This window comes from Lysobacter sp. A289 (genome assembly GCF_054072675.1).
In genome coordinates, this window is sequence record NZ_JBSVRN010000001.1 from 359,124 (window position 1) to 372,299 (window position 13,176).

Sequence of the window (13,176 nt, forward strand, 5' to 3'; positions counted from 1 at the left end):
AAATGGCACGAGTCAAACGTGGTGTACAGGCGCGTAGGCGTCACAAGAAAATCCTGAAGCAGGCCAAGGGCTACTACCACGCCCGCCGCAAGGTCTATCGCGTCGCCTACCAGGCGGTCACGAAGGCCCTGCAGTACGCCTACATCGGCCGCAAGCAGAAGAAGCGCAATTTCCGCTCGCTGTGGATCGCCCGCATCAACGCGGCATCCCGCGCCAATGGCATTAGCTACAGCCGCTTCATGAATGGCCTGCTGAAGGCCGGCATTACCCTTGACCGCAAGGTGCTGGCGGATATCGCCGTGCACGACGCGGCAGGCTTTGCCGCTCTGACCGAGAAAGCCAAGGGCGCACTCGCAGCGTAAGGTGTCGCGTCGCTCGCGTGCGGGAGTTGATCCCGCGACGCAGTGAGCCGACAACGCAATACACGCATGGGGAAGGGCGCAAGTCCTTCCCCATGTTTGGTTCTGGGGATTGCAGATGAGCGGCATCGAACAATTGACCGAACAGGCACTGGCCGATATTGCCGCCGCCGATTCGCCCGAACTGATCGAGGCATTGCGGGTGGCCCTGCTCGGCAAGTCCGGCAGCATCACCGCCCAGCTCAAGCAACTGGGCAGCCTGCCGGGCGACCAGCGCAAGGCGGCGGGCGAGAAGATCAACAAGGCGCGCGATGTGCTGTCCACCGCGTTGGCGGCGCGCAAGGCGACGCTGGCCGCCGCAGTGCTGGATGCACGCCTGGTGGCGGAAACGCTGGACGTTACTCTGCCTGGTATCGATGCCGCCTGTGGTGGGCTGCACCCGGTCAGCCGCACCCTGGAGCGCATGACCGACATCTTCGGTCGCCTCGGTTTCGAGTTGTCCGACGGTCCGGAAATCGAGGACGACTGGCACAATTTCGAGGCCCTGAACTTCCCGCCGCACCATCCGGCGCGGGCTATGCACGACACCTTTTACATGTCCGGGGACGATGCCGCTGAGGCCGGCGGCAACAGGCACTTGCTGCGCACTCATACCTCGGGCGTGCAGGTGCGCTACATGATGGACCTGCTTGCCAAAGGCGGCACGCCACCGTTGCGGATGATCGCCGCCGGCAAGGTCTACCGCAGCGACAGTGACCAGACCCATACCCCGATGTTCCATCAGGTCGAAGGGCTGTTGATCGACGAGGTCGCCAGTTTTGCCGACCTCAAAGGCACCTTGGCCGAGTTCGTGCGTGCGTTTTTCGAGCGCGATTTCGAGATGCGTTTCCGGCCCAGCTATTTTCCATTCACCGAGCCGTCCGCCGAGGTCGACATCGCCTGGCAGCAGCCCGACGGCAGCACCCGCTGGCTGGAAGTGCTCGGTTGCGGAATGGTCCATCCGAGCGTGCTGCGCAATGTCGGCATTGACCCGGAGAAGTACACCGGATTCGCGTTCGGGATGGGCGTGGAGCGTCTTGCCATGCTGCGTTACGGGGTTGACGACCTGCGCAGTTTCTTCGACAACGACGTGCGCTTCTTGAAGCAGTTCGCGTGACCATCCCGCGTAGTGGAAAGCGATGAAATTCTCCGAAAACTGGCTGCGCCAGCACGTACCGACCGAAGCCAGCCACGATGAGCTGGTCGCAACCCTGACCGCGATTGGCCTGGAGGTCGAAGAGGTCACCGAGCTGGGGCAATCGCTCGATGACGTGGTGGTCGCGCAGATAGTCAGCGCCGACAAGCACCCGCAGGCGGATCGTTTGCAGGTCTGCCAGGTCGACGTCGGCGATGGCGAGATCGTGCAGATCGTCTGTGGCGCGCCCAACGCGCGCGCGGGCCTCAAGGCGCCACTGGCCAAGGTGGGCGCCGTGTTGCCGGACGGGATGAAGATCGAGCCGGCCAAGCTGCGTGGCGTGGAGTCGTTTGGCATGTTGTGCTCGGCCAAGGAGTTGGGTACCGATGGCGATGCGTCCGGCCTGCTGGAACTGCCGGCCGATGCCGTGACAGGCTCGCCGATGACCGGGTTGCTCGGCCTGCCCGACGCCAGTATCGAGATCAAGCTGACCCCGAACCGGGCGGATTGCTTCAGTGTGCGCGGGATCGCATTCGACGTTGCCGCGGCACTGGACGGGCAGGTTGCCGCGTTCGATATCGAGCCGGTGCCCGCGACCGCTGAGGCGAAGCTTGCGATCCAGCTCAGTGCGGGCGCCGCTGCGCCACGCTACTGCGGCCGGGTGATCGAAGGCATCGATGGCACGGTCCCGACCCCGCTATGGATTGCCGAGCGCTTGCGCCGCAGTGGCGTGCGTCCGGTGTCGCTGCTGGTCGACGTGACCCAGTACGTGATGCTGGAACTGGGCCAGCCAATGCATGCCTTCGACCGTGACCTGCTGGCCGGGCCGATCGGCGTGCGCTGGGCGCAAGCCGGGGAAAGCCTGAAGCTGCTGGATGGCAGGACGGTGCAGCTCGATGAGCAGTTTCTGGCCATTACCGACGCCGACAAGCCGGTTGCGCTGGCCGGTGTGATGGGTGGCTTCGATACGCGGGTCACCGACGCCAGCCGCAACGTATTCCTCGAGTCCGCCCATTTCGCCCCCAGCGCGATCATCGGCCGCAGTCGCAAACTCGGCCTGCACACCGACGCCGCGCACCGTTACGAGCGTGGCGTGGATCCGGAACTGCCGCGTGTGGCAATCGAGTATGCAACCCGGTTGATCCTTGATGCTGCCGGTGGCATGCCCGGTCCGGTGGTGGAAGAAGCGTTGCCGGAACACCTGCCGCATCCAGGGCCGATCCGTTTGCGTCGCGCCCGGCTTGCCCGCGTGTTGGGGCTGGACGTGCCCGATGCCAAGGTTGAGCAGATCCTGAAAGCGTTGGGCCTGGCCGTCGAGGTAAGCGACGAGGGCTGGCAGATCACCGCACCGGGTCGGCGGTTTGACATCGCGATCGAGGAAGACCTGATCGAGGAAGTGGCACGGATCCACGGCTACGACTCGATCCCCACGACCTTGCCGTCCGGCGCCTCGCGGCTGGCCGCGCCGAGCGAGGCGAGGGTGGACGAGGGCTGCATTCGCCGCCAACTGGTCGGACGTGACTACCTCGAGGCCATAAACTATGCCTTCGTCGATGCCGAGTTGTTGCAGTCCTGGGGTTTGGCCGATGGCGCGGTGTCGCTGGCCAATCCGCTCAGCGCCGAGCTCGCGGTGATGCGCACCTCGTTGCTGCCCGGACTGGTCGCCGCGCTGGGCCGCAATGTCGCACGCCAGCAATCCCGTGTGCGCCTGTTCGAGCTCGGCAACGTATTCGCCGCGGTCAACGGACAAGCGCCGCATCAGCACCTGCGAGTGGCGGGCGCGGCTTGCGGGAATGTCTCCATCGAGCAATGGGCCGTGGCCGAGCGCGAGGTGGGTTTTCACGACTTGAAGGGCGACCTGGAGAGTCTGGCCGCCTTGTCGGGCGCCCGGTTGGAGTACCGGGCGTCGCAGCCGGGCTGGGCGCACCCGGGCCGGTGCGCCGACGTCTTCCGCATTGACGACAAGGGCGGCGCGATCGCACTGGGGTGGATCGGCCAGCTGCATCCGCGCCTGCAACAGGCGATGGAAATCGATCGCGATGTGGTGGCGTTCGAGCTCGACCTGGCGCCGCTGACCGCGCGCCCGCTGCCACGTGCAGCGGCCTTGTCCAGGTACCCGTCGGTGCGCCGTGACCTGGCGTTCGTGGTGCCCTATGCCGTGTCCTGGGCGATGGTTTCCGCCAGCGTCCGTGGCGCTGCGGGCCGGGTGCTGCGTGAGCTGGTGTTGTTTGATCAGTACCAGGGCAAGGGTGTTGAATCAGGGTGCAAGAGTCTCGCTATGGGCTTGATTTTGCAGGAAGAATCCCGCACGCTGACTGAGTCCGACGTGGATGCGGTGGTAACTGCGGTAACTGCGGCGTTGCAGTCGGAACACGGCGCCATGCTACGCAGTTGATGGTCGCGGCAAGTTTGGCCGCGATGGTGCAAAACGGCAATCGTGCGGCGATAGAGCTATCTGAAGGAAATGGATCATGGCGTTGACCAAGGCTGAAATGGCCGAACGACTGTTTGACGAGGTCGGTCTCAACAAGCGCGAGGCCAAGGAGTTTGTCGATGCGTTCTTCGACTCCCTGCGCGAAGCCTTGCAGTCCGGGCGGCAGGTCAAGTTGTCGGGATTTGGCAATTTCGACTTGCGGCGCAAGAGCCAGCGGCCGGGCCGCAACCCGAAGACCGGTGAGGAGATCCCGATCTCGGCGCGGACCGTGGTCACATTCCGGCCAGGCCAGAAGCTGAAGGAACGTGTCGAATCGTACGCAGGAGCCGCACGTGCTTGATCCGGGCAGCAACCGCGAGCTTCCCCCGATTCCGGCCAAACGCTACTTCACCATCGGAGAAGTCAGCGAGTTGTGCGACGTGAAGCCCCATGTTCTCCGATATTGGGAAACCGAGTTCCCGTCGCTCAAGCCGGTCAAGCGTCGTGGCAACCGTCGTTACTACCAGCGCCATGAAGTGCTGATGGTCCGCCAGATCCGTGGCTTGTTGTACGAGCAGGGCTACACCATCGGCGGGGCGCGGTTACGGCTGGAGGGCGACGACGCCAAGGACGAGTCGGCGCTGAGTTCGCAGATCGTCCGCCAGGTGCGGATGGAGCTGGAAGAAGTGCTGCAGTTGCTGCGGCGATAAGCCACGATGGTGGTTCGGATTCCACGGTAATCGGCTATACTCACCGCCCGCCCCACGGCGGACCGCAAGACTTCGGGGCGTAGCGCAGCCTGGTAGCGCACTTGTCTGGGGGACAAGTGGTCGTCGGTTCAAATCCGGCCGCCCCGACCAATTCGTTTGATTCCAGCGACGCCCGGCATTGCCGGGCGTCTGCCTTTCCGGCGGCCTTGGTCAGGCGATCCCTGGTCAGGCGGTCCTGGCCGCCCCGCCCGACGACGTCACGGCCAATGCCGGCCAGCGCGCCAGTACGGCCACGCGGATGCCGTCCGCATCCAGTCCGGCTTCGCTCAGCAACTCTTCGCGGCTGGCGTGGTGCTGGAAAGCGTCCGGCAAGCCCAGATGCAGGGTTGGCAGGGTGATGCCTTCGGCCGCCAGCAGCTCGGCCACGCCGCTGCCGGCGCCACCGGCGACGACATTGTCCTCCAGGGTGACAAAGCCTTCGTGGGTCTTCGCCAGCTCCAGCAGCAATTGGCGATCCAATGGTTTGACGAAGCGCATGTTGACCACGCTCAGTCCCAATTCGCTGCCCACCTGTTCGGCAACCTGGACCAGTGCGCCGAAGGCCAGTAGTGCGATGCTGGAACCCTTGCGGCGCAATTGCGCCTTGCCGATCGGCAGGGTGTCGAGGCCTGCCTGGACCTCCACACCCGGGCCGACGCCGCGCGGATAGCGCACTGACGCCGGGCCGTTGAAGCGGAAGCCGGTGGAAAGCATCTGCCGGCACTCGTTCTCGTCCGCCGGCGCCATCACCACCATGTTGGGCACGCAGCGCAGGTAGCTCAGATCCAGGTTGCCCGCATGGGTGGCGCCGTCCGGGCCGACCACGCCGCCGCGATCAATCGCAAACAGCACGTCCAGGCCTTGCAGCGCCACGTCGTGTACCAGTTGGTCATAGCCGCGCTGGAGGAATGTCGAGTAGATCGCAACCACCGGCTTGGCGCCTTCGCAGGCCATGCCGGCGGCCAGGGTGACCGCGTGCTGTTCGGCGATGGCGACATCGAAATAGCGTTTCGGGTATTGCTTGCTGAAGCGCACCAGACCGGAGCCTTCCCGCATCGCTGGCGTGATGCCCAGCAATGCCTTGTCGGCGGCGGCCATGTCGCAGATCCAGTCGCCAAACACGTCGGTATAGGTCGGCTTCTTCGCCCCGGTCTTGCTGACCATGCCCAGGTCCGGATCAAACGGGCTGACCGCGTGGTAGCCGATCTGGTCGCCCTCGGCGGGCTCGTAGCCCTTGCCCTTGGTGGTGATGATGTGCAGCAGCTGCGGGCCCTTCATGCCTTGCAGGGTTTTCAGCGTTGCGACCAGTGATTCCATGTCATGGCCATCGATGGGGCCGGTGTAATGGAAGCCGACTTCCTCGAAAAACGTGGAGGGCACAAACATGCCTTTCCAGTGCTCTTCCCAGCGGCGGACAAAGCGCGCCGGTGGCCGATTCTTGTCGCCGAGCAGCTTCTTGCCGCCTTCGCGCAGGGCGTTGAGGGTGCGGCTGCCGGTGAGGCGTCCGAGCATCCGGGTCACGCCGCCGACGTTCTCGGAGATCGACATCTGGTTGTCGTTGAGGATCACCAGCACATTGGGCTCGACGCCGCCGGGGTCGTTGCCCATGCCGCCGGCGTGGGTCAGCGCCTCGAATGCCATGCCGGCGGTCATCGCGCCGTCACCGATCACCGCAACCACCTTGCGCTCGTCGCCGACGTGCTGCAGCGCGATTGCCATGCCGATTGCAGCGGAAATGCTGGTCGAGCTGTGGCCGACGCCGAACGTGTCGTATTCGGACTCGTCGCGCTTGGGGAACGGCGCCACGCCGTCCTTGTGCTTGACGGTGTGGATCTGGTCACGGCGCCCGGTGAGGATCTTGTGCGGGTAGGTCTGGTGGCCGACGTCCCAGACCAGGCGGTCGGTGGGCGTGTCGTATAGCCAATGCAATGCGACCGTCAATTCGATCACGCCCAGGCCCGCGCCGAAATGACCGCCCGATTGAGCGACCTGTTCGATCAGGTACGCACGCAGCTCTCCGGCGATGGCAGACAGTTCCTCGGCGGGGAACTGGCGCAGGTCGGCGGGGGTCTGGATATGTGACAGACGCGGGTAGCGTTGCGAATCAATCATCAATACGGAGTCGGACGGTAGTAGGCCATTGTCCCGCTCGCGTTGGAACGGAGCAAGGCGGGATCTGACTGGCAGCGGTAGTCGCCCTCAGCGCCCGCGCAGGCGTCCGAACAGACCGCCGGATTTTTGCGGCTCCGGTGCCGGCTCGGGCAAGCGTTCGATATCGGCGAAACCGGTGGCGAGGCTGGCGTTGACGAAGTCGGTCACCTCCGCGATGGAAACCCCGCTTGCTTCGGCGATGTCAGGCAACGTCGTCGGGCCTTTCATCATGGTGGTCGCAATCCGGAAATGCTTGGGGTATTCGCGCTCGGTTTGCGGCCATTTCAACAGTTGGTAACGCGCTTTGGGGTCGAATCCCGGCGTCAGGCGGCCTTGGCTCGACAGCAGTCCTGCGTACCAGACCAGTCGCGTCAACGGCTGCGCTGCGCCAATCCTGGCGATCTCGCTGTCCCAATCAGGGACGGAGACGAAATCGTTGGCATCGGCCTGGCTGGTTACATGAGCGGCCAATGGCTTCAGGCTGCTGGGGCCAAAGTATTGGTTGCGGGCGGTATCGACCAGCAACGCCAGACCGTCACGCTCGAATTTGACCCGGCTGGCAAGACGCCCGGAAGCAAGCCACTCACTCAATGTGGTCGGTTCCAGATCGGTCGGCGCATCTGCTTCGGCGTCGGGTAGCGTCGGCACGACTTCGGCCGCCACGTCGGGCACAGGAGCTTCCGGCTCGACGGGCAACGGCAATGGTGTCGCGGCGACGTCCTTGTCAATCGACTGTGCTTCGGGTGCTTGGTCCGCTGGCGGCGGCACTGAGGGCAAGTCCGCTGCGGGCGACTTGTCCGCAGCGACGCTTTCGGGCGCAGCGGCAACGGATGCGGTCTCGGCCGGCTGTGGCGCGATCTGTGAGAGCAGGGAAAACAGCGAGCCCGCATCAAACGGTTGGGCCAGCAGCAGATCGGCCTGGGTGCGCGGCGCGGACGTCAGTCCGATCACGGTCTTGCCCGACGCATGCAGGCGCAGCCAGCTCATTGGCCCGTACATGCTGTCCATATCGACGACGACGTACTCGGCCCCGGCGACCGGCATCAATTGCCATGCGGAGCCCAAGCGCCCGTTGGCCTCCGTGAAGGCGGCCTTTAACGAAGTTTCGGTCGCCGGATCCATGCCGGTCAGGCCAAGGGTAAGGGCCATTATCGAATCCATCTTTTCAATCCGCCAGTGTTGCGGAACCGTTTGCAGGCGTCAAACACTGTGCTCAGGCAAACGAGCGGACATGTTTCCTGGGCAGCTGGCTTTTCAGGAACGCCATCTGGTCGGCCAGGATGTTGCGGTTGGACAGGATCAGGTGTTCGATCCAGCTGGGCCGGTAGGGTACGGCGAGCAATGGCATGCGCGCTTGCTGCGGGGTGCGGTTTCCCTTGCGCGAGTTGCAGTGGAAACAGGCGGAGACCACGTTCTCCCAGATATCGCGGCCGCCGCGGGATACCGGCATGACATGGTCACGCGTCAGCTGCGGGCGGTGGAACTCGTCGCCGCAGTACAGGCACAGGTGGGCGTCACGGGCGAACAGGGCCGGGTTGGTCAGGGATGGGGTGGGGTTGATCGCGCGGGAACGGGCGTGCCCGCGTGCCGCCACGATCGGGTGCAGCTCCAGCAGGCTGTGCTGGCCACTGAGCCGGTTGAAACCACCGTGGACTTCCAGGCACGGGTCACCGAGCGTCCATGCCACCGCATCGCGGGCATACAGGCATGCGGCCTGCTGCCAGTTTATCCAGCTGAGTGCCTGGCCGTAGGCATCCAGCGACAGCAGCCGTACCGCGTTGAGATGCTCCAGTGCGTGGCGCGAATCGAGCGCGGACGAGCCGAACGGAGGATCATCCGGATCCGGCCGGTTGCTGCATCCGGCGGGGATTCCAGAGCGAACCAGCGATAACGGTGCTGTGTCGATCTCCATTGGAAATCGAGCATATACCTGATTTGTGGCGATTTGGATCGGGCCTGCGCGCGCTTGCGACGAGTTGCGCCGTCCTCAGGCGTCGAACTGTCCTGCGTCCAGTGCCATCAGCGAACTGCTGCCACTGTCGATCGCCGCCGCGTGGGCCAGCGTACGCGGCAGGATCCGCGCGAAATAGAACCGGGCAGTCTCGCGTTTTCCGGCCTTGAATTCCTCCGGCTGCGTTGAACCTTCGCTGGCGGCAACACTGCGTGCCCACCAGTAGGCGAGGGCGACATAGCCCGAGTACATCAGGTAGTCATAGGCGGCCGCGCCGATCTCGTCCGGGTCGGTGGCCGCACGCTTGCCGATCTGCATCGTCAGCCGTTGCCACTCGTCGATCCGGGCGCGCAGCGGTGCGATGAACTCGGCGACCGCGGCGTTGCCCGCGTTGTCGCTGCAGAACTGCTCGATCATGCCCAGCATTACCTTCAACCCGGCGCCTTGCAGCTGCAGGATCTTTCGGCCGACCAGATCCAGCGCCTGGATCCCGGTGGTGCCTTCATACAGCGTGGTGATCCGCGCGTCGCGGGCCAGTTGCTCCACGCCGTTCTCGGCGATATAGCCATGGCCCCCGTAGCACTGCACCGCGTGATAGGTACATTCCACGCCCCATTCGGTCAGGCAGGCCTTCACGATCGGGGTCATGAAACCCACCAGCGCATCGGCCTGCTCGCGCTCGGTCGGGTCGGTGGCGTTCTGGGCGACATCGATCTGCAGCCCGGCGTGATAACTCATGGCCCGGCCACCTTCCACCAGTGCCTTGCAAGTCAACAACATGCGGCGCACATCGGGATGCACGATGATCGGGTCGGCAGGCTTGTCGGGAAACTTCGGGCCCGACAGCGAGCGCATCTGCAACCGCTCGCGCGAGTATGCCAACGCGTTCTGGAGCGCACGGTCCGACAGGCCCAGGCCCTGCAATCCTACCGCCAGGCGTGCGGCATTCATCATGGTGAACATCCCGACCATGCCCTTGTGCGGCTTGCCGACCAGATAGCCCTGCGCGCCGTCGAAATTCATCACGCACGTCGCCGAGCCGTGGATGCCCATCTTGTGCTCGATGCTGCCGCAACGCACCGCGTTGGCGTCACCTGTACTGCCATCGCGCGCAATGCGGATCTTGGGTACCACGAACAGCGAGATGCCCTTGCTGCCGGCGGGCGCCTCCGGCAGTCGCGCCAGCACCAGGTGGATGATGTTTTCGGTCAGGTCGTGATCGCCGGCGGTGATGAAGATCTTGGTCCCGGTGATCGAGTAGCTGCCATCGTCGTTCGGCTCGGCACGGGTCTTCAGCAGGCCAAGGTCGGTGCCGCAATGCGGCTCGGTCAGGCACATGGTCCCTGTCCAGCGGCCCTCGACCAGGGGCTTCAGGAACACCTCGCGCTGCCAGTCCTCGCCGTGGTGCAGCAGTGCCTCGGTGGCGCCGTGGGAGAGCAATGGAAAGTTTCCCCAGGCCAGGTTGGCGGCATCGATCATTTCCTTCTGCGCGAAGCCAGCCAGGTGCGGCAGGCCCTGGCCGCCGAACTCCACCGATGACACCAGCCCGGTCCAGCCACCATCCACGTATTGCTCGTATGCCTGTTTGAAGCCGGTCGGCGTGGTGACGGTGCCGGTCGCCTTGTCGAACTGGCAGCCTTCGCGGTCCCCGACTTCGTTGAGCGGTGCGAGCACGTTCTCGGCAAACTTCGCGCTCTCCTCCAGGACCGCATCGAGCAGGTCGCGACTGACATCGGTGAAGCCCAGCCGCTGGAACTCGGCCTCGCTGTCGAGCACATCGAACAGGACGAACTGCATGTCGCGAAGGGGAACGTTGTACTGGCTCATCGAGGACCCTCGGTTGGGCAAAGATTTGAATGGATTGGAACTTGTGGAAGTCTGGCTGCCCGCTGCTCAGCGCAACACGCCAGGCAGCCCCGGTGCCGGACTCAACGTGCTGTTGCGCTCGATCTTGTACTCACGCTGGCGCTCGTCGTCGGGTGTCGCGGTGATGGTTCCCTCAAGTGCGTAATCCAGGCCCTGGTTGCGGGCCAGTGCATCGGCGACTTCAAGCTTTGCGGCAACCGAAGGCGCGAGTGTCACGGTGATCACGTCGGCAGATTCCGGGCCGATGGTCACCGCCGGCTGTGCCGCCAGCGCGCCGGCTTCCTGGTCGTCCACCTCAAGTGCGAGGCGCAGTGAGTCGAACCGCATCGGGATGCTGCTGAAGTTCTCGATCCGCAATTCGGCCGACCAGCTGCCGTCGGCCAGGACAGTCAACTGCTGGATGCGTGCGGACGGCTCCGACACGCGACGCACCGGCCCACTGGCGCAAGCTGCCAATAGGGCGGCGCACAGAGCCAAACCGATCCACCTCATCCAGTGCTTGCCTGTCGTCATGTCGGTTGCTCCGTGAGTGCGACAGCCGAGGATACTACGGCGCATGGTGCCCGCCGAGTTGCGCAGCCGCGCGTTCGCTGCGGACCGGCGCCTTTCATGCGGTCTTTCATGAGTTTTGCGCGCTGCAACAATCGGTGCAGGCCGTGCGGCGGCCGTATACCGAACCGCCCGACACCTTGTTCAGGAACATTGTAGTATCGCGCCAGGGGAGGGAGACGGGTAGGGGACAATATGAGTGACAGGCAATTCCGACGCCGGAATCGGCGTCTGTTTGGGGAGAAGAGCGGCCGAACTTCGCTGTGGCGCTATCCTGCGTCGGTTTTGGCGATCGCGCTCTACCTCCCTGGCGCCGTGGCACAAGCGCAGCAATCGACTCCGTCGTCGCCGGACGCCGTGACGGAGCAGCATCTACCCTCCGTACGCGATCGTGCCGATACGGCCGACCTCGTTCTGCGGGTGCAGGGGTTCGTCGTGGAAGGTGTCGGTACGCATCCGGAGATCGGCATCACGCCGGCAGCCATGCAGGCAATTGCCGATGACCGGTTTGCCGAGCTCGCGGGCGGCCAGGGCGAGGCCGAACTGGACTTCGATCAGTTGCAGGACGTGGCCGCGGCGATCACGGCGGCGTATCGCGAAGCCGGATTCATCGTCAGCAAGGCCTATCTTCCCGCGCAGTCCGCGGGCCCGGACGGGAGGGTGCGCATCGAGGTGCTCGAGGGCCGGCTGGGCAACGTGATCGTGCAAGGCACCGAACGCTACCGCCCCGGCGTGATCACCGCGCCGGTCGATCCCCTGCGCGGCCGCATCCTGCACAAGAGCGAACTGGATACCGCGCTGCTGTACGCGCGCGACCTTCCGGGCGTGTCCATTTCATCGGTCCTGCAGCCCGGAACGAACATGGGCGAAACCGACTTGGTCATGGTGGCGCGGGAGGCCGATCGTCCCTACCGGTTCTCCGTGGGCTTGAGTAACCATGGCACCGAACTCACCGGCCGTTATCGCGCGCAGGTGGGCGTGGCCTGGGACTCGCCGCTCGGCCTGGGTGATGCGTTCTCCGCCAGCTACGTCCATGCCCTGGATCCCCAGCAGAGCAACCAGGGCGCGCTGTCCTACTCCATCCCGGTCGCTGCCGTCCCGGGACTGGGTGCCAGCCTGAGTTACGCGCGCAGCGAGATGGAAGTCCGGAGCGGGCCGTTCGCCGCTCTTGGCATCAGCGGCCCCACCGAGATCGCACAGCTGGGTGCGGAGTGGAAGTTCGTCAACCGCGAAGACCTGCAGATGCAGGCAGCGCTGCGGCTGGTACGTGAGCGGTCGACCCTGGAGGCATTGGGCTTCCAATTGTCGGATCACCGGTTCGATGTCGGCGAGGTCGCATACTCCCTGCGGCACGTGGATCGGCGCTCCCGCGGCGTCAGCCTGCTGCAGGCCAGTGTCCGCCATGGGCTCAATGACCGTTCAGGCAGTCCGGACCTGATCACTCCGCAGCGCGACAGCGACTTCTGGTCACTGCGGCTTTCCTTTGTGCGCATGCAGTACCTGACCCATTCGCAGCGGCTGTACCTGAAGGTCAATGGCCAGTACAGCAACGACGTGCTCGTGCCGATGGAACAGTTCGCGCTCGGCGGCCCCGACAGCGTGCGTGCGTATCCGATTTCCGACGCGCTGGGCGACCGCGGCTACCACGTCGCGGTCGAGTACCACGTCGATGCGCCGGGCTTCGGCGACAAGGCGTCACCGTTCGGCGGGCGGCCGTGGCGCGAAGTGCTGCAGTTCGAAATGTTCGCCGACCACGGGCGGGTGTCGTCGGCGGCCGGCAGCGTGGGCAGTCCTGGCAGGACCTTCGACGGCGTGGGCGCGGGCCTTCGCTTCCAGCTGCCCGGCTTCCATGGACTCGACTTCAGGCTGGCGGCCGCCGTTCCCCTTGGGAACGAGGACGCCTCCGATGGCGACGACTTCAGGATCTGGGCCAAATTCGGCATGGTTTTCTAGGGAGCATTCCC

11 protein-coding genes and 1 tRNA gene are annotated in these 13,176 nt (G+C 64.9%); 7 read left to right on the forward strand and 5 right to left on the reverse strand.

What is annotated here, in order from left to right; all coding sequences use genetic code 11:
* Positions 1-2: 2 nt before the first annotated feature.
* The 6 genes from rplT (at position 3) to ACW5DN_RS01805 (ending at position 4,806) form a co-directional block, all read left to right on the forward strand.
* On the forward strand, positions 3-362 hold the full coding sequence (rplT, locus tag ACW5DN_RS01780) for a 50S ribosomal protein L20 (protein WP_456961047.1): 360 nt from the start codon (positions 3-5) through the stop codon (positions 360-362).
* Positions 363-477: 115 nt separating this feature from the next.
* Complete coding sequence (gene pheS, locus ACW5DN_RS01785; RefSeq protein WP_456961048.1) at positions 478-1,515, forward strand: phenylalanine--tRNA ligase subunit alpha; 1,038 nt, start codon at positions 478-480, stop codon at positions 1,513-1,515.
* Positions 1,516-1,537: 22 nt separating this feature from the next.
* Positions 1,538-3,928, forward strand: coding sequence for a phenylalanine--tRNA ligase subunit beta (gene pheT / locus ACW5DN_RS01790; RefSeq protein WP_456961049.1), 2,391 nt, complete (start codon positions 1,538-1,540; stop codon positions 3,926-3,928).
* A 76-nt stretch (positions 3,929-4,004) separates the two neighbouring features.
* The gene (locus ACW5DN_RS01795) at positions 4,005-4,307 is read left to right on the forward strand and encodes an integration host factor subunit alpha (protein WP_456961050.1); all 303 of its coding nucleotides are present in this window, start codon (positions 4,005-4,007) and stop codon (positions 4,305-4,307) included.
* The gene (locus tag ACW5DN_RS01800) at positions 4,300-4,656 is read left to right on the forward strand and encodes a MerR family transcriptional regulator (protein ID WP_456962930.1); all 357 of its coding nucleotides are present in this window, start codon (positions 4,300-4,302) and stop codon (positions 4,654-4,656) included. Before ACW5DN_RS01795 ends, ACW5DN_RS01800 begins: the two co-directional genes overlap by 8 nt.
* A 73-nt stretch (positions 4,657-4,729) precedes the next feature.
* Positions 4,730-4,806, forward strand: a tRNA-Pro gene (locus tag ACW5DN_RS01805).
* 75 nt (positions 4,807-4,881) lie between these two features.
* Here ACW5DN_RS01805 and dxs read toward each other — a convergent pair.
* The 5 genes from dxs to ACW5DN_RS01830 form a co-directional block, all read right to left on the reverse strand.
* Positions 4,882-6,807, reverse strand: a complete 1,926-nt coding sequence (gene dxs, locus ACW5DN_RS01810; RefSeq protein ID WP_456961051.1) for a 1-deoxy-D-xylulose-5-phosphate synthase — start codon at positions 6,805-6,807, stop codon at positions 4,882-4,884.
* 87 nt (positions 6,808-6,894) lie between these two features.
* Positions 6,895-7,995, reverse strand: a complete 1,101-nt coding sequence (locus ACW5DN_RS01815; protein WP_456961052.1) for a hypothetical protein — start codon at positions 7,993-7,995, stop codon at positions 6,895-6,897.
* A gap of 64 nt (positions 7,996-8,059) precedes the next feature.
* Complete coding sequence (locus tag ACW5DN_RS01820) at positions 8,060-8,758, reverse strand: HNH endonuclease (RefSeq protein ID WP_456961053.1); 699 nt, start codon at positions 8,756-8,758, stop codon at positions 8,060-8,062.
* 75 nt (positions 8,759-8,833) lie between these two features.
* Positions 8,834-10,624, reverse strand: a complete 1,791-nt coding sequence (locus tag ACW5DN_RS01825) for an acyl-CoA dehydrogenase C-terminal domain-containing protein (protein ID WP_456961054.1) — start codon at positions 10,622-10,624, stop codon at positions 8,834-8,836.
* A gap of 66 nt (positions 10,625-10,690) precedes the next feature.
* Positions 10,691-11,155: an NDR1/HIN1-like protein gene (locus tag ACW5DN_RS01830; RefSeq protein WP_456962931.1), complete on the reverse strand. Its 465-nt coding sequence runs from the start codon at positions 11,153-11,155 to the stop codon at positions 10,691-10,693.
* Between the two features lie 342 nt (positions 11,156-11,497).
* Between ACW5DN_RS01830 and ACW5DN_RS01835 the strand changes: the two genes are divergently transcribed.
* The gene (locus tag ACW5DN_RS01835; protein WP_456961055.1) at positions 11,498-13,165 is read left to right on the forward strand and encodes a ShlB/FhaC/HecB family hemolysin secretion/activation protein; all 1,668 of its coding nucleotides are present in this window, start codon (positions 11,498-11,500) and stop codon (positions 13,163-13,165) included.
* The last annotated feature ends 11 nt before the right edge of the window (positions 13,166-13,176 follow it).